This window comes from Pseudomonas fungipugnans, assembly GCF_029955235.1.
Lineage (GTDB): Bacteria > Pseudomonadota > Gammaproteobacteria > Pseudomonadales > Pseudomonadaceae > Aquipseudomonas > Aquipseudomonas fungipugnans.
On record NZ_JARBWL010000002.1, the window covers coordinates 223110 to 239159 of the forward strand.

Consider the following 16050-nt stretch of genomic DNA (forward strand, 5'->3'; position numbering starts at 1 on the left):
GCTGCCCCTTCAAACTCAAGATTTCAATGCTTCGGCAAGGTTCGCGAGTTTGCCGCGAATCGAGCCATCGATAACCAGGTCGCCGGCGCGGATGATGACACCACCAATAAGGGTGGCATCCTCCGCAGCGTGCAGTCGCACTTCCCGGCCGAGCCGTGCACTGAGAACCTTGGCGAGTTTGTCTTGCTGTTCTTGGTTCAATGCAAAAGCACTGGTGACATCCACATCTACCGATTTCTCTTGTTCGGCCTTGTACAGGTCGAACAGAGCGGCGATCTCCGGCAGAAGCGGGAGACGGTCGTTTTCGGCAACGACGTGGATGAAATTCTGTGCCTTGACATCAAACTTGTCGCCGCACACGTCAATAAACGTGGCGGCCTTGTCTGCGCTCGTCAGTCGCGGGGCCTTGAGCACGCGCTGCATGGTGTCGTCTTGCGACACTGCTGCAGCCAGGCCGAGCATGGCTGACCAAGAGGCCAGTTGCTGGTGGGCCTGGGCGTGCTCGAAGGCTGCCTTAGCGTAAGGTCGGGCCAACGTGGTCAATTCTGCCATGATCGCCCTCGCTTAAATTTCAGCAGCCAGTTTGTTTACCAGCTCCGCGTGCGCGTTTTGATCGATTGTGGCACCCAGGATCTTCTCAGCACCGCCAACGGCCAGAGCACCCAGTTGGGCACGCAGCGCGTCTTTGACACCGTTCAGTTCCTGCTCGATCTCGGCCTGAGCCTGAACCTTCACACGGTCAGCGTCGATACGGGCTTTTTCAACAGCCTCTTCGACGATCTGGTTACCGCGTTTCTTGGCTTGCTCAATGATTTCGGCTGCCTGAGCTTTCGCTTCGCGCAGTTGCTGACCCGCTTTATCTTGGGCCAGTTCCAGGTCGCGAGCTGCTCGGGCGGCAGCGTCCAGTCCATCCGCGATCTTCTTCTGACGTTCGTGCAAAGCCGCGATGACCGGAGGCCACACGAACTTCATGCAAAACAGTACAAAAATGAAGAACGCAACGGACTGGCCAATCAGGGTTGCATTAATGTTCACGCCAACACCTCGCTCGTTCGTTGCACATCACACCAATCACTCGAAGGTTCGAGTGATTAGCCAGCGAGTTGACCAACGAATGGGTTCGCGAAGGTGAAGAACAGAGCGATACCAACACCGATCATGGTTACGGCGTCGAGCAGACCGGCAACGATGAACATTTTGACTTGCAGCATTGGAACCATTTCTGGCTGACGCGCTGCGCCTTCCAGGAACTTGCCGCCCAACAGGCCGAAACCAATTGCGGTACCCAGTGCGCCCAGGCCGATCAACAGTGCAACAGCGATAGCGGTTAGACCAACTACAGTTTCCATCTTTCCTCCCGACTTTTACGTCGTATGGTTTAGGTTTTTTAGATTTTAAAGCGGTAAAACAAATCGTTTCATAAGCCCTGTTCGGGCACCCACCCGTTTGACCGAGTGGGACATCAGACTAGTCGAGACTGGTCTTAATGGTTCTCTTCGTGCGCCATCGACAGGTAGACGATGGTCAGCATCATGAAGATAAACGCCTGCAGGGTGATGATCAGGATGTGGAACACAGCCCACGCCCACTGCAGAACTACGCCCAGGCCGCTAAGCCAGAGCAGACCACTGCCGAACATCACAGCAATCAGAATGAAGACCAGCTCGCCGGCGTACATGTTGCCGAACAGACGCAGTGCCAGCGAAATGGGCTTGGCGATCAGTGTCACGAACTCCAGCAGGAAGTTCACCGGGATCAGCAGGGCTTGAACGAAGATGTTCTTGCTGCCGAACGGGTGCAGGGTCAGTTCGCCGATGAAGCCGCCGATGCCCTTGACCTTGATGCTGTAGAAAATGATCAACGCGAACACCGACAGGGCCATGCCCAGGGTAGCGTTCGGGTCAGTGGTCGAAACGGCACGGAATGGAATGTGCGCATCGCCAGTGATCATCATGGCCAATTGAGGAATCCAGTCGACCGGTACCAGGTCGACAGCGTTCATCAGGAAGACCCAGACGAAGATGGTCAGTGCCAGCGGTGCAATCACCGGGCTACGGCCATGGAAGCTGTCTTTCACGCTGCCATCGACGAATTCGACCAATACTTCAACGAAGTTCTGCAAAGCACCAGGTTGACCGGACGTCGCCTTCTTCGCCGCCATGCGGAAAATCAGAACGAAGATCAGACCCAACGCGACCGACCAGCCGAGAGTATCGACGTGGAAAGCCCAGAAGCCCATTTCTTTGGCTTCTGCTGCGGTATGGGCAAAACCCCACCCGCCAGTTGGGTGCTGACCGAAGGTCAGGTTTTGCAAGTGGTGCTGGATATAGCCCGAAGCGGTTGTTTCTGCCATGGTTGCCTCAAACGCCCTAAGGTCTCGAAAGTCTTGTTCTCATCAGCAGGGGCGAGAACCAGCTGACCAGTTGGGTCAACACGAAGACGCCGAATACAGCTAGCGGCGCCAATGGCTTCACACCTGCGAACGTCAATGCAAAGAGCACTGCCGTCAAAATCAGTTTGCCCGCCTCGCCGGCATAAAAAGACCGGACGATGGCTTGAGCTGCTCGGGCGCCGGAAAACCGAAATGCCCTGTGAGCGAAATAAACATTGGGCAGCAAGGCTATCAGGCCTCCGCAAAGTCCTGAGTATCCGGCAACGACTCCGTGCCATTGCCAGAGCGCCAAAGCGGCAATGAGCAAAACGACAAATTGAGCCATTAACACCGGAAAAACTGCCAGGCGATGGAACGGCAAGCGGTTTGGCGTGCGGGTTTCCATCACTATTGCTCTCCAATGGTCGGCTGCCAGAATTCAATAACTTGGCATAATTTGTGCCGACAAAATGCGCGCAGAGTATAGGGGCGGTTCAGCCCCTATTCAACTGTCAGGTAGTGATTTCCGACTCCGCGCTACATGAGGAAATGTTTCAGCGGATGTGTGCAAGCACACCTTGAAGCTCGTCGAGTGAGTTGTAACCAATCACCAACTGGCCCTTTCCCTTCTTCCCGTGGCGGATCTGCACCGCAGAGCCTAGGCGCTCGGCCAGACGCTGTTCAAGACGGGCGATATCCGGGTCAGGTTTTGCAGCTTCGACAGGCTCCGGTTTGCCACTCAACCACTGGCGTACCAGTGCCTCAGTCTGGCGCACCGTGAGCCCCCGTGCGACAACATGTCGCGCCCCTTCAACCTGTTGATTTTCCGGCAAACCGAGCAAAGCACGGGCATGACCCATTTCCAGGTCGCCGTGGGACAGCATGGTCTTGATGACTTCCGGCAATGCGATCAGGCGCAGCAGGTTAGCCACCGTGACCCGGGACTTGCCCACCGCCTCAGCCACCTGTTGCTGCGTCAGCTGGAATTCCTGCTGCAAACGCTGCAAGGCCACCGCTTCCTCGATCGGATTGAGGTCTTCGCGCTGGATGTTCTCGATCAGCGCCATGGCGATAGCGGTTTCGTCCGGCACATCGCGGACCATCGCCGGGATCGTTTCCTGGCCTGCCTGCTGGCTGGCACGCCAGCGACGTTCACCGGCAATGATCTCAAAGCGACCGCCGCCAATCGGGCGAACCACGATCGGCTGCATCACGCCCTGGGCCTTGATCGACTGCGCCAGTTCTTCCAGCGCCTGCGGATCCATGTCCCGACGTGGCTGGTACTTGCCACGCTGGATCAGGTCCAGGGGCAGGTGCTGCAGCTCACGTTGGTCGGCCTGCACCGCTTGCTCTTCCAGAGAGCTGACGGTCGGACCACTCAGGAGTGCATCCAGTCCACGTCCGAGACCTCGTTTCTTGACGGCCATGGGGATTCCTTAAGTTGCCTGAGCGGCGGCGGTGCGTGAATTTTTGCGTTGACGACGAACCATCTCGCCCGCCAGGGCCAGATAGGCAATCGCGCCTCGGGATGCCTTGTCGTACGCCAGCGCCGGCATGCCGTAGCTTGGCGCTTCGGCCAGACGGATGTTGCGCGGAATCACCGTGTCGTACAGCTGATCACCGAAGTGTTCCTTGAGCTGGGCCGAGACGTCGTTCATCAGGCTCAGCCGCGGGTCGTACATGGTCCGCAGCAGGCCTTCGACTTTCAGGTTCGGGTTCAACAATTCGGCGATGCGCTTGATGTTATCCACAAGGTCGCTCAAGCCTTCGAGCGCGAAGTACTCGCACTGCATGGGGATAATGACCCCGTCAGCAGCAACCAATGCGTTAAGCGTGAGCATCGACAGCGACGGCGGGCAGTCGATCAAAATGTAATCGTAGTTTTCACGGATCGGCGCCAGCGCGCTGCGCAGGCGGCTTTCCTTCATCTGCATTTCCAGCAGCACCACTTCGGCCGCCGTCAGGTCACGGTTGGCCGGCAGCAGCTGGTAACCACCGTGTTCGGAAAAGTGCATGGCCTGGGCCAGGTCGCATTCACCGATCAGCAAATCGTAGACCGAGTTTTCCAGGCCGTGTTTATCCACACCGCTACCCATGGTGGCGTTGCCCTGTGGATCGAGATCGATCAGCAGCACCCGACGCTTGGTAGCGACCAGGGAAGCTGCGAGGTTGATGCAGGTGGTGGTCTTGCCCACACCACCCTTTTGGTTCGCTATCGCGAATACCTTAGCCATTCTTGCTTGTGTTCCCAATCATGCCGTGCGGCGCAGTATCAGCAGATGGCGTTGGCCTTGGCAACCAGGTACGGCCAGGGCGCGTTCGCTATCGAGGTGGAAGTCTGTCGGCAATGCTACCAGCTCATCGGCGGGATGAACGCCCTTCATTGCCAGCCAACGTGTATCGGTGTCACCGAGGTGGCGAGTCCAGTTGCTGAAGTTTTCCATGCTGCTGAATGCCCGGGAGATGATCCCGTTGAATGGCAGTGCAGGCTGATAGGCTTCGACGCGACTGTGGATAACTTGCAGGTTATCCAGTTTGAGTTCGAGTTTGACCTGCGTCAGGAAGCGGGTTTTCTTGCCGTTGCTGTCCAGGCACGTGACCTGAGACTCGGGAAACAGGATGGCCAACGGAATGCCCGGCATGCCGCCGCCGCTGCCAACGTCCAGCCACCGCCCGTTTTCGATGAACGACATCACGCTCAGGCTATCGAGCAGATGACGCGAGACCATTTCGTCCGGATCACGCACGGCGGTCAGGTTGTAAGCCTTGTTCCATTTGATCAACAGGGCCAGATAACCCAGCAACTGAGCGTGCTGGGTTTCAGTCAGGTCGACACCAAGCTGGCGTGCACCTGTGGATAACTCTTCGGCGTGTTGCGAGGTGACCAACGAACTCAAGCGCTTTGCTCCAACTGACGGCCCGCGCCGCGTTTTTTCAAATGAATCATCAACAGCGAGATGGCTGCCGGAGTGACGCCCGGAATGCGCGACGCCTGGCCCAGGGTCTCTGGACGAGTTATCCCCAGCTTGCCTTGAATCTCTTTCGACAGGCCGGAAATGTTCGTGTAATCGATATCCACAGGCAGCTTGGTGTCTTCGCTGGCCCGCAGACGAGCGATTTCATCCTGTTGACGATCGATGTAACCGGCATATTTGGTCTTGATTTCAACCTGTTCGGCGACTTGTGGATCTTCTGCGCCACCGCCGGTCACGGCGATCAGACCAGCGTAGTCGATTTCCGGACGGCTCAGCAGATTGAGCAAGTTGTATTCGTGGGTCAGCGGGGTGCCGAATTTTTCGGAGATCGCATCACCCTGCTCGGTGCCCGGGCGCACCCAGGTACTTTTCAGCCGTTGCTCTTCCAGGTCGATGCTTTCGCGTTTCTTGCAGAACGCCGCCCAACGCGCGTCATCAACCAGACCCAATTCGCGACCTTTTTCGGTCAAGCGCAGGTCGGCGTTGTCTTCACGCAGGATCAAACGGTACTCGGCGCGGGACGTGAACATCCGATACGGTTCCTGAGTACCCAGGGTAATCAGGTCGTCGACCAACACTCCGATGTACGCCTCGTCGCGACGCGGACACCAGGCGTCTTTGCCCTGGGCCCGCAACGCAGCGTTGGCACCGGCCAGCAAACCTTGGGCGCCGGCTTCTTCGTAACCGGTTGTGCCGTTGATTTGCCCGGCGAAGAACAGACCGCCGATGACTTTGGTTTCAAGGCTGTACTTCAGGTCACGCGGATCGAAGTAGTCGTACTCGATGGCGTAGCCAGGACGCACGATGTGCGCGTTTTCCATGCCGCGAATCGATTGCACGATCTGCAATTGCACATCGAACGGCAAGGATGTGGATATCCCGTTCGGGTACAGCTCGTGAGTGGTCAGGCCTTCCGGCTCGATGAAGACCTGATGGCTTTCCTTGTCGGCAAAGCGGTGAATCTTGTCTTCAATCGACGGGCAATAACGCGGGCCGATGCCTTCGATCACGCCGGAATACATCGGCGAGCGATCAAGGTTGGAGGCAATGATTTCGTGGGTACGGGCGTTGGTGTGGGTAATCCAGCAACTGACCTGTTTTGGGTGCTGCTCTTTGGAACCCATGAACGACATCACCGGAATCGGCGTATCGCCTGCTTGCTCGGTCATCACCGAGAAATCCACAGAACGACCGTCAATGCGCGGTGGCGTCCCGGTTTTCAGGCGACCGACGCGCAGTGGCAGTTCACGCAGACGGTGAGCCAGGGCAATCGATGGCGGATCACCGGCACGGCCACCGGAATAATTCTGCATCCCGATGTGGATAAGTCCACCGAGGAAGGTGCCAGTGGTCAACACCACGGAATCAGCGAAGAAACGCAGACCCATTTGGGTGACTACACCGCGCACTTGTTCCTGTTCGACGATCAGGTCATCGGCCGCTTGTTGAAATATCCACAGGTTCGGCTGGTTTTCCAGCGCTTCGCGCACAGCTGCCTTGTACAGAACCCTGTCTGCCTGAGCACGGGTGGCTCTTACGGCTGGGCCTTTGCGGCTGTTCAACACACGGAACTGGATACCACCTTTGTCGGTAGCCATGGCCATCGCACCGCCAAGGGCGTCGATTTCCTTGACCAGATGGCTTTTACCAATGCCACCAATGGCGGGGTTGCAGCTCATGGCACCGAGGGTTTCCACGTTGTGCGTCAGCAGCAGGGTTTTTGCCCCCATACGTGCTGAGGCCAGTGCTGCCTCGGTACCGGCATGACCGCCGCCGATGACGATCACTTCAAAACGGGAAGGGAAATCCACCACGCACCTCGTGCCTGCTTAAGTAGGTAATTCAGGAATAGTTTGAGCCCGGTTTCTGGACCCGGTCGACAAGTATAGGGACTTCGCCCTTCCTAAAGAACCCTTTGCACAAAATTTAACCAGCTGTGGAGAAGTCGGGGTTATAGAAATTAAAAAGAGAGAAATTTATTAAATCTTTGTTTTTATGTTTATTTCTACTGAGCACCATTTCTGTGGATAGATTGCTACAGGCCTTATTATTCGATGTGTACAGAGATTCAAAACCCTGTGGTCATGTGCCAATGAGGCCCTTGGATAACCGGTCTAAGCCTGTGGATGAAACAGGTGGTTATCCACAGAGGTGGTTATCTTCAGTTTTCAGGCCCTGTTATCAACTGCCCTTAGCGGCACTTATTCACAGGGCTTAATCCACAGAAATACCGACATAGAGGCAAATGTCGCCCACGCGAAAACCGCCAGTGCGGCTCGCGCCATCTGGCTGTTTCGATAATCTGGAGAAAACGAGAAACCCAGGAGCCTGGCTTGCCAGCGATTTATGCGCTGCGGTTCGTCAGATAAACCACTTTGCGAGCAAGCTTGGCTCTTGGGGAAGAGAGGGAATGAAGCTATTTACCAATGCAGAAGCTGGAAAAGATCCGACCCAGCAGGTCATCGGAACTGAACGCGCCGGTGATTTCACCCAACGACTGTTGAGCCTGTCGCAGATCTTCGGCCAGTAGCTCGCCAGCACCGGCCAGTGTCAGCTGTGCACGGCCGTGTTCGAGGGACGCACTGGCATGCCGCAATGCTTCCAGGTGTCGCCGGCGTGCGCTGAAGCTGCTTTCCGAGGTCTGCTCATAACCCATGCAGGCTTTCAGGTGTTCGCGCAGCAGCTCCAGGCCTACGCCAGCAGACTTGGCACTCAGGCTGATCGTGACGTGGCCATCGTCGCTGACTTCCAGGGCTATCGGCTCCCCGGTCAGGTCAGCCTTGTTGCGGATCAGGGTGACTTTCGCCGGATCCGGGCGGGTTTCCAGGAATTCCGGCCACAAGGCAAACGGATCAAGTGCTTCCGGTGCTGTGGCATCGACCACCAGCAACACCCGATCTGCTTCACCAATGGCCTTGAGTGCGCGTTCTACGCCGATTTTTTCCACCTGATCATCGGTATCTCGCAGCCCAGCGGTGTCGACCACATGCAGCGGCATGCCATCGATGTGGATATGTTCGCGAAGAATGTCGCGGGTCGTGCCGGCAATCTCGGTCACGATGGCTGCTTCACGACCGGCCAGGGCATTCAACAGACTGGACTTGCCAGCGTTTGGCCGACCGGCAATCACCACCGTCATTCCGTCGCGCAGCAAGGCGCCTTGCCCGGCCTCGCGCAGTACAGTGGATAACTCGTCGCGGACCTTGTCGAGCATGCTCAGCACGTGGCCATCGGCGAGGAAGTCGATTTCCTCTTCCGGAAAGTCGATGGCCGCTTCGACGTAGATACGCAGCCCGATCAATTGCTCGGTGAGGTTATGCACGCGTTGCGAGAAAGCGCCCTGCAAAGAACGCACGGCGTTGCGCGCAGCCTGTGCAGAACTCGCCTCAATCAGGTCGGCGATGGCTTCGGCCTGTGCCAGATCGAGTTTATCGTTGAGGAAGGCACGTTCGCTGAACTCTCCCGGTCGGGCTAGACGACAACCCAGTTCCAGGCAACGTTTGAGCAGCATATCCAGAACGACAGGACCCCCGTGGCCCTGGAGTTCCAGTACGTCTTCGCCGGTGAAGGAGTTCGGCCCGGGGAAATACAAAGCAATTCCTTCGTCCAGCACCTCTTCATCGGCACTGAGGAAAGGACCGTAATGGGCGAAGCGTGGTTTGAGTTCGCGACCACTGATTGCTTTGGCCGCGACGCTCGCCAGCGGCCCCGAAATGCGCACGATGCCCACCCCACCACGGCCTTGGGCAGTGGCAACGGCTGCGATGGTTTCACGAGGAACGCTCATAAACCGGTATCCAGACAAAAGTGACAGATAGCAAAACGCCCCACTAGGGGGCGTTTTGAGTGGTTATCCACAGTGTAAATCAAGCGGCTGCTTTGGTAGCCCGTTCGATTTTGCGTGTGATGTACCACTGTTGGGTGATCGACAGGCAGTTGTTCACTACCCAGTACAGCACCAGACCAGCCGGGAACCACAGGAAGAAGAAGGTGAAGATGATTGGCATCAGCTTCATCACCTTGGCCTGCATCGGATCCGGAGGCGTCGGGTTCAACTGCTGCTGGATGAACATGGTTGCGCCCATGATGATCGGCAGAATGAAGAACGGGTCCTTGATCGACAGGTCAGTAATCCACAGGATGAATGGTGCCTGGCGCATCTCTACGCTTTCAAGAAGCACCCAGTACAGCGAAAGGAAAACCGGCATCTGCACCAGGATTGGCAAGCAGCCGCCCAGTGGATTGATCTTCTCTTTCTTGTACAGCTCCATCATGGATTGCGACATTTTCTGCCGGTCATCGCCATGTTGCTCTTTGAGCAACGCCAGCTTCGGTGCCACTGCGCGCATGCGAGCCATGGATTTGTAGCTGGCTGCCGACAACGGGAAGAAAAGCCCTTTGATCAGCATGGTCAGGAAGATGATCGAGAAGCCCCAGTTACCCACAATGCTGTGGATATGTTGCAGCAACCAGAAGATCGGTTGAGCAATGAACCACAGAATGCCGTAGTCGACGGTCAGTTCCAGACCTGGGGACAACTGTTTCAGCACGGCCTGGCTTTTCGGACCGGCGTACAGAATGGAGCTGGTTTCACCCTTGGCACCCGGAGCAACCGTCAGAGACGGGCTGGTGTAGCCAATGATGTAGTTGCCTTTGCTGTCTTTACGGGTCTGAACGACGTTGTTTTCGCCCTTCGGCGCAATCCACGCGGTCACAAAGTAGTGTTGCAACCAGGCAACCCAACCACCGTTGACAGTTTCTTTCAGCGACGCCTTGTCCATGTCCTTCATGGACACTTTCTTGTACGGCTCGGAACTTGTCCACAGGGCTGCGCCCAGGTAAGTCGCGGTGCCGGTGGCAGTCGTGGAAGAAGGATCGGCGCTGTTGTCACGTTTCAACTGCGCAAACATCGCGCCAGACCAGGGCTGAGCGCTCTGGTTGTCGATCAGGTAAGAAACGGTTACGTCATACAGGCCGCGTTTCAGGGTGAAACGCTTGATGTAGTTGACGCCGTCCTTGCTGAACTTCAGGTCTACGACCAATTGGTCCTGACCGTCAGCCAGTTGGTAAACCTTCTTCTCCGAGGAGTAAACCGGACGACCGGCCGGATTTGCATCCGGACCATCAGTGCCGATCAAACCGCTCTGGGCCAGATAAGTCCGCTCGCCGCCGTTATCGAACAGCTGGAACGGAATTTCCGGGTGATCCTGACGACGTGGATAAAGCGGCAGGGTCAGCTGGGCAACATCACCACCTTGTGGATCGATTGCCAGATCGAGCACATCCGTTTTGATCTGGATGAGGTCTTTGCTTGCAGCCACTGGCGTTTCTGCCGGTGCAGTTGCACTGGTATCGCTGGCGGCGCGGGGGATGTCATCACTGGCGGAAGCGTTATTGCCAGTTGCCGTGTCCGGTAGGCCCGGTGCGGTAGTACTGGAAGCAACATTCTGAGTCGGCAGGGCAGCCTGGCCATAGTCCTGGTTCCATTTAAGAACCATAACGTAGGACACGATTGCCAGGGCGACGATCAGGATCGTGCGTTTGATATCCATGATTACTCGGCCATCGAAGAAGAACGGGAGGTAGGGATAGGTGGAACCGGGTCATAACCACCGGCATTCCACGGATGACAGCGACCTAAACGACGAAAGGCCAGCCAGCCACCGCGCAGAAGACCATGATTTTCTATGGCCTCTAACGCGTAGCAGGAACAACTGGGGTAGAAGCGACAGTGATTGGCCATCAGGGGACTAATGGCATAGCGATAAAACTGGATCGGAACGAGTGCCAGTTTACGCATCAGGACTGTCTACCCCTACAGTTTCGGTTTTGACTGCTGGTACTGGCGTGCTGCGTGCCAGACGCTTCCAGAGTTTGCCGAAATGCTGAATCAATTCGGGGTTTTCTACGTCCCCCAAACCTTTGCGCGCGACGATAACAATGTCCCAACCGACCAGTGAATCCTGGTGCAGGCGAAACGATTCGCGCATCAGACGTTTGAGGCGATTGCGCTCGACGGAGAGCTTTACGCTCTTTTTCCCGATAACCAGCCCGAGACGGGGGTGATCAAGGTCGTTGTTGCGCGCAAGGAGCAGGAGATTTTTCCCCGGAACCTTGCCGGTAGGGGAGTCAAAGACTGCCTTGAAATGCCGGGGGGTAAGCAAACGCTTTTCCCGACTGAAGTCCTGACTCACCTCCAGTGCCGGATTATCAAACTGCCAGACGCGCACGACCTTTGGCGCGACGACGCGACAGGACGGCGCGACCGTTTTTGGTAGCCATGCGAGCACGGAAACCGTGGGTACGAGCGCGTTTGATAGTGCTTGGTTGGAAAGTACGTTTCATTGTCGTGTTACCTGGTTCGTCCACAACGGGCCGGAATGGCCCCCGTTTTAAGAGACCGGGGATTCTAGAGAAAGCAAGCCTCTAGGTCAATTTCCAACCAACGTTTCCTTATAAATAGATCTCAAGGGGTTTTCTCGTGAACCACCCTTCACCAGATATAGAAATAAAAGAAAGGGATTATTTAAAGCTTCTTTGTAAAGCTTATAAAAGCTAGGGACGCCATCTTCTGTGGATAACTACCTCAAGCCCTTCTAACTGGCGATGTACAGAGGATGACAACTACAGTGGAAAACGGTGGTCAGCCTGTGCTGCGCCATCGGATAAGCTGTGTGCGGAATGGGTAGTTATCCACAGGCAGGTTATCCACCGAGTTTCGCCCCCACTTGTCCAGTGCCCTCAGGGGCGGTTATCCACAGAGCTTATGCACATACCACTGGTCGCCTTTTTTCAGGTTAACGCGTTGATAATTCATGGGGTGTGAGCAACCTGCATGTGGATAAGTGTGCGTCTGGCCGCTACAATAGCCGCTTGTTTTTGCCTCACCGGCTTTCAACTTAGGGGATATCCGTGTCAGTGGAACTTTGGCAGCAGTGCGTGGAGCTTTTGCGCGATGAGCTGCCTGCCCAACAATTCAACACTTGGATCCGTCCACTACAGGTCGAAGCCGAAGGCGACGAGTTGCGTGTCTACGCACCGAATCGTTTTGTTCTCGACTGGGTCAACGAAAAGTATCTGGGCCGTGTCCTGGAACTGCTCGATGAGCACGGCAACGGCCTGGCGCCAGTGCTTTCCTTATTAATAGGCAGCAAACGCAGTTCAGCCCCGCGTGCAGCACCCAATGCCCCGCTGGCTGCAGCCGCGTCCCAGGCTCAGGCCGCTCAGACACCTGTGAGTGCTCCTGCGCTCGCGCCGACGACTGCCCCGACCAAGCGTTCGACGCAAAAAATCATCGAGGTCAATGAAGAGCCGTCTCGCGACAGCTTCGATCCGATGGCGGGTGCCAGTTCGCAGCAGGCACCGGTTCGTGCTGAACAACGTACCGTGCAGGTTGAAGGTGCGCTCAAGCACACCAGTTACCTGAATCGCACGTTTACCTTCGAGAACTTCGTTGAAGGCAAGTCCAACCAGCTAGCCCGGGCTGCGGCCTGGCAGGTGGCGGATAACCCCAAGCATGGCTACAACCCACTCTTCCTTTATGGCGGCGTTGGTCTGGGTAAGACCCACTTGATGCACGCTGTGGGTAACCACCTGTTAAAGAAGAACCCGAACGCCAAGGTTGTGTACCTGCATTCCGAGCGTTTCGTGGCCGACATGGTCAAGGCTTTGCAACTGAACGCGATCAACGAGTTCAAGCGCTTCTACCGTTCGGTGGATGCACTGCTGATCGATGACATTCAGTTCTTCGCCCGCAAAGAGCGCTCCCAGGAAGAATTTTTCCACACCTTCAACGCCCTGCTTGAAGGTGGCCAGCAGGTCATTCTCACCAGTGACCGCTACCCTAAAGAAATCGAAGGCCTTGAAGAACGCCTCAAGTCCCGTTTCGGCTGGGGCCTGACGGTGGCGGTCGAGCCGCCGGAGCTGGAAACCCGTGTAGCGATCCTGATGAAAAAGGCCGACCAGGCTAAAGTCGATCTGCCACATGACGCTGCGTTCTTCATTGCCCAGCGTATTCGTTCCAACGTCCGCGAACTGGAAGGCGCGCTCAAGCGTGTGATTGCCCACTCGCACTTCATGGGCCGCGATATCACCATCGAGTTGATTCGCGAATCCCTGAAAGACCTGTTGGCGCTGCAAGACAAACTGGTCTCTGTGGATAACATTCAGCGCACCGTCGCCGAGTACTACAAGATCAAGATTTCCGACTTGCTGTCCAAGCGTCGTTCGCGCTCGGTGGCTCGTCCGCGTCAAGTTGCCATGGCGTTGTCCAAGGAACTGACCAACCACAGCCTGCCGGAAATCGGCGATGTGTTTGGCGGCCGTGACCACACCACTGTTTTGCACGCCTGCCGCAAGATCAACGAACTCAAGGAATCCGACGCGGACATCCGCGAGGACTACAAGAACCTGCTGCGTACACTGACCACTTGATGAACACCAGCGCAGCTTATTAAGGCAAGGGACTAGACCATGCATTTCACCATTCAACGCGAAGCCCTGTTGAAACCCCTGCAACTGGTCGCAGGCGTCGTCGAGCGCCGACAGACCTTGCCGGTGCTCTCCAACGTGCTGCTGGTTGTCGAAGGCCAGCAACTGTCGCTGACCGGTACCGACCTGGAAGTCGAGCTGGTCGGTCGTGTGCAACTCGAAGAGCCGGCTGATCCAGGTTCCATCACCGTGCCTGCGCGCAAGCTGATGGACATCTGCAAGAGCCTGCCGAACGACGCGCTGATCGACATCAAGGTCGATGAGCAGAAGCTTGTGGTGAAGGCCGGCCGTAGCCGCTTCACCCTGTCGACCCTGCCGGCCAATGATTTCCCGACGGTGGAAGAAGGCCCTGGCTCACTGACGTGCAGCCTGGAGCAGAGCAAACTGCGTCGTTTGATCGAACGCACGAGCTTCGCCATGGCCCAACAGGACGTGCGTTATTACCTCAACGGCATGTTGTTGGAAGTTTCTGCCGGCATCATCCGTGCCGTGGCCACCGACGGTCACCGTCTGGCCATGTGCTCGATGCAGGCCGATATCGGTCAACCGGATCGCCACCAGGTGATCGTGCCACGCAAAGGCATCCTGGAACTGGCGCGTCTGCTGACCGAACCGGACGGTCTCGTCAGCATCGTTCTGGGCCAGCACCACATCCGCGCCACCACGGGCGAGTTCACCTTCACCTCGAAACTGGTCGACGGCAAATTCCCTGACTACGAGCGTGTTCTGCCAAAAGGCGGCGACAAGCTGGTACTTGGCGATCGCCAGGCCCTGCGTGAAGCGTTCAGCCGTACCGCGATCCTGTCCAACGAGAAGTACCGCGGTATCCGTCTGCAACTGGCCAGCGGTCAGTTGAAGATCCAGGCGAACAACCCGGAGCAGGAAGAAGCGGAAGAAGAAGTGGGCGTCGAATACAACGGCGGCTCCCTGGAGATCGGCTTCAACGTGAGCTACTTGCTCGACGTACTGGGCGTGATGACCACCGAGCAGGTTCGCCTGATCCTGTCCGACTCCAACAGCAGTGCGCTGGTACAAGAGTCCGACAACGATGACTCGGCTTACGTTGTCATGCCGATGCGTCTGTAATCATGTTCAGCAGAAGCTAGATGTCTTTAAGTCGCGTCTCGGTCACCGCGGTGCGCAATCTGCACCCGGTGACCCTCTCCCCCTCTCCCCGAATCAACATTCTTTACGGCGCCAACGGCAGCGGCAAAACCAGTGTTCTGGAAGCCATTCATCTGCTGGGGCTGGCTCGTTCATTTCGCAGCGCCCGTCTTTTACCGGTTATTCAGTACGAGCAACTGGCGTGTACCGTGTTCGGTCAGGTCGAATTGGCTGAGGGGGGGCAGAGCGCGTTGGGGATATCTCGCGACCGCCAAGGTGAGTTTCAGATCCGCATTGACGGCCAGAACGCCCGCAGTGCTGCACAACTGGCGGAAATCCTGCCGTTACAACTCATCAACCCGGACAGCTTCCGCCTGCTTGAGGGCGCACCGAAGATTCGCCGGCAGTTTCTCGACTGGGGTGTGTTCCACGTGGAACCGCGATTCATGTCGACGTGGCAGCGTTTGCAGAAGGCCCTGCGCCAGAGAAACTCTTGGCTGCGGCATGGTACACTTGACGCCGTTTCGCAAGCGGTTTGGGACAGGGAACTGTGCCAGGCCAGCGCTGAAATCGATGAATACCGCCGCGCTTATATCAAAGCCTTGAAACCAGTCTTTGAACAGACCTTGAGCGAATTGGTTGAGCTTGAAGGTTTGACGCTCAGCTATTACCGAGGTTGGGACAAAGACCGGGAACTGAGTGCAGTGCTCGCCGGCTCCCTGCAACGGGACCAGCAAATAGGGCACACCCAGGCCGGACCACAACGCGCTGATTTGCGTCTTAGATTGGGCGCACATAATGCCGCGGACATCTTGTCCCGGGGTCAGCAGAAGTTGGTGGTCTGTGCATTGCGCATAGCCCAGGGGCACTTGGTCAGCCAGGCCCGACGCGGCCAGTGTATTTATCTGGTGGATGACCTGCCGTCCGAACTGGACGAGCACCACCGTCGCGCGCTTTGCCGCTTGTTGGAAGACTTACGCTGCCAGGTGTTTATCACCTGTGTAGATCACGAATTATTGAGGGAAGGCTGGCAGACGGAAACGCCAGTCGCTCTGTTCCACGTGGAACAGGGCCGTATCACCCAGACCCACGACCATCGGGAGTGAAGGC

At 56.8% G+C, this 16050-nt stretch carries 17 protein-coding genes; 3 read left to right on the plus strand and 14 right to left on the minus strand.

Annotated elements, in window-relative coordinates; genetic code table 11:
- Nucleotides 1-15: 15 nt before the first annotated feature.
- The 14 genes from POF45_RS15985 to rpmH all read right to left on the minus strand — a co-directional run bounded on the left by POF45_RS15985 (nt 16) and on the right by rpmH (nt 11691).
- Nucleotides 16-552, minus strand: coding sequence for a F0F1 ATP synthase subunit delta (locus POF45_RS15985; RefSeq protein WP_259497798.1), 537 nt, complete (start codon nt 550-552; stop codon nt 16-18).
- A 12-nt stretch (nt 553-564) separates the two neighbouring features.
- Nucleotides 565-1035 carry a F0F1 ATP synthase subunit B gene (locus POF45_RS15990; protein WP_259497800.1) on the minus strand — a complete coding sequence of 157 codons (471 nt, stop codon included), beginning with the start codon at nt 1033-1035 and terminating at the stop codon, nt 565-567.
- 56 nt (nt 1036-1091) lie between these two features.
- The gene (gene atpE / locus POF45_RS15995) at nt 1092-1349 is read right to left on the minus strand and encodes a F0F1 ATP synthase subunit C (protein WP_002555987.1); all 258 of its coding nucleotides are present in this window, start codon (nt 1347-1349) and stop codon (nt 1092-1094) included.
- A gap of 134 nt (nt 1350-1483) precedes the next feature.
- Nucleotides 1484-2353: a F0F1 ATP synthase subunit A gene (atpB, locus tag POF45_RS16000; RefSeq protein ID WP_259497802.1), complete on the minus strand. Its 870-nt coding sequence runs from the start codon at nt 2351-2353 to the stop codon at nt 1484-1486.
- A 16-nt stretch (nt 2354-2369) separates the two neighbouring features.
- The gene (locus POF45_RS16005) at nt 2370-2777 is read right to left on the minus strand and encodes a F0F1 ATP synthase subunit I (RefSeq protein ID WP_201196051.1); all 408 of its coding nucleotides are present in this window, start codon (nt 2775-2777) and stop codon (nt 2370-2372) included.
- A 148-nt stretch (nt 2778-2925) separates the two neighbouring features.
- Nucleotides 2926-3798: a ParB/RepB/Spo0J family partition protein gene (locus POF45_RS16010; RefSeq protein ID WP_259497805.1), complete on the minus strand. Its 873-nt coding sequence runs from the start codon at nt 3796-3798 to the stop codon at nt 2926-2928.
- Nucleotides 3799-3807: 9 nt separating this feature from the next.
- A complete protein-coding gene (locus tag POF45_RS16015) occupies nt 3808-4605 on the minus strand; it encodes a ParA family protein (protein ID WP_259497807.1) in 798 nt (265 codons plus the stop codon).
- Nucleotides 4606-4623: 18 nt separating this feature from the next.
- Nucleotides 4624-5268 (minus strand): 16S rRNA (guanine(527)-N(7))-methyltransferase RsmG, encoded by a 645-nt coding sequence (gene rsmG / locus POF45_RS16020; RefSeq protein WP_282316120.1) that lies wholly within the window; start codon nt 5266-5268, stop codon nt 4624-4626.
- Nucleotides 5265-7157 carry a tRNA uridine-5-carboxymethylaminomethyl(34) synthesis enzyme MnmG gene (gene mnmG / locus POF45_RS16025; RefSeq protein WP_259497809.1) on the minus strand — a complete coding sequence of 631 codons (1893 nt, stop codon included), beginning with the start codon at nt 7155-7157 and terminating at the stop codon, nt 5265-5267. Before mnmG ends, rsmG begins: the two co-directional genes overlap by 4 nt.
- Before the next feature lie 605 nt (nt 7158-7762).
- Nucleotides 7763-9133 carry a tRNA uridine-5-carboxymethylaminomethyl(34) synthesis GTPase MnmE gene (gene mnmE / locus POF45_RS16030; protein ID WP_282316122.1) on the minus strand — a complete coding sequence of 457 codons (1371 nt, stop codon included), beginning with the start codon at nt 9131-9133 and terminating at the stop codon, nt 7763-7765.
- Between the two features lie 79 nt (nt 9134-9212).
- Nucleotides 9213-10898 carry a membrane protein insertase YidC gene (gene yidC / locus POF45_RS16035; RefSeq protein ID WP_259497813.1) on the minus strand — a complete coding sequence of 562 codons (1686 nt, stop codon included), beginning with the start codon at nt 10896-10898 and terminating at the stop codon, nt 9213-9215.
- Nucleotides 10899-10900: 2 nt separating this feature from the next.
- On the minus strand, nt 10901-11146 hold the full coding sequence (yidD, locus tag POF45_RS16040; RefSeq protein WP_259497815.1) for a membrane protein insertion efficiency factor YidD: 246 nt from the start codon (nt 11144-11146) through the stop codon (nt 10901-10903).
- Nucleotides 11139-11540: a ribonuclease P protein component gene (gene rnpA / locus POF45_RS16045; protein ID WP_027926203.1), complete on the minus strand. Its 402-nt coding sequence runs from the start codon at nt 11538-11540 to the stop codon at nt 11139-11141. The genes yidD and rnpA overlap by 8 nt, the downstream gene beginning before the upstream one ends.
- Before the next feature lie 16 nt (nt 11541-11556).
- Nucleotides 11557-11691: a 50S ribosomal protein L34 gene (gene rpmH / locus POF45_RS16050; protein WP_003213577.1), complete on the minus strand. Its 135-nt coding sequence runs from the start codon at nt 11689-11691 to the stop codon at nt 11557-11559.
- A gap of 567 nt (nt 11692-12258) precedes the next feature.
- Here rpmH and dnaA point away from each other — a divergent pair.
- From dnaA to recF, 3 genes are read left to right on the plus strand one after another with little or no spacing between them, the layout of a single operon-like run.
- Nucleotides 12259-13779: a chromosomal replication initiator protein DnaA gene (gene dnaA, locus POF45_RS16055; protein WP_259497818.1), complete on the plus strand. Its 1521-nt coding sequence runs from the start codon at nt 12259-12261 to the stop codon at nt 13777-13779.
- A gap of 39 nt (nt 13780-13818) precedes the next feature.
- Nucleotides 13819-14922 (plus strand): DNA polymerase III subunit beta, encoded by a 1104-nt coding sequence (gene dnaN / locus POF45_RS16060; RefSeq protein ID WP_282316123.1) that lies wholly within the window; start codon nt 13819-13821, stop codon nt 14920-14922.
- 20 nt (nt 14923-14942) lie between these two features.
- Nucleotides 14943-16046 (plus strand): DNA replication/repair protein RecF, encoded by a 1104-nt coding sequence (gene recF / locus POF45_RS16065; RefSeq protein ID WP_259497822.1) that lies wholly within the window; start codon nt 14943-14945, stop codon nt 16044-16046.
- The last annotated feature ends 4 nt before the right edge of the window (nt 16047-16050 follow it).

Bases quoted from the DNA above. Each gene is read 5' to 3' on its own strand.
- POF45_RS16005 (WP_201196051.1), bottom strand. From the start codon at position 2,777: ATGGAAACCCGCACGCCAAACCGCTTGCCGTTCCATCGCCTGGCAGTT.
- yidC (WP_259497813.1), bottom strand. From the start codon at position 10,898: ATGGATATCAAACGCACGATCCTGATCGTCGCCCTGGCAATCGTGTCC.
- atpB (WP_259497802.1), bottom strand. From the start codon at position 2,353: ATGGCAGAAACAACCGCTTCGGGCTATATCCAGCACCACTTGCAAAAC.
- POF45_RS15985 (WP_259497798.1), bottom strand. From the start codon at position 552: ATGGCAGAATTGACCACGTTGGCCCGACCTTACGCTAAGGCAGCCTTC.
- atpE (WP_002555987.1), bottom strand. From the start codon at position 1,349: ATGGAAACTGTAGTTGGTCTAACCGCTATCGCTGTTGCACTGTTGATC.
- POF45_RS16015 (WP_259497807.1), bottom strand. From the start codon at position 4,605: ATGGCTAAGGTATTCGCGATAGCGAACCAAAAGGGTGGTGTGGGCAAG.
- yidD (WP_259497815.1), bottom strand. From the start codon at position 11,146: ATGCGTAAACTGGCACTCGTTCCGATCCAGTTTTATCGCTATGCCATT.
- recF (WP_259497822.1), top strand. From the start codon at position 14,943: ATGTCTTTAAGTCGCGTCTCGGTCACCGCGGTGCGCAATCTGCACCCG.
- dnaN (WP_282316123.1), top strand. From the start codon at position 13,819: ATGCATTTCACCATTCAACGCGAAGCCCTGTTGAAACCCCTGCAACTG.
- POF45_RS16010 (WP_259497805.1), bottom strand. From the start codon at position 3,798: ATGGCCGTCAAGAAACGAGGTCTCGGACGTGGACTGGATGCACTCCTG.
- rpmH (WP_003213577.1), bottom strand. From the start codon at position 11,691: ATGAAACGTACTTTCCAACCAAGCACTATCAAACGCGCTCGTACCCAC.
- mnmE (WP_282316122.1), bottom strand. From the start codon at position 9,133: ATGAGCGTTCCTCGTGAAACCATCGCAGCCGTTGCCACTGCCCAAGGC.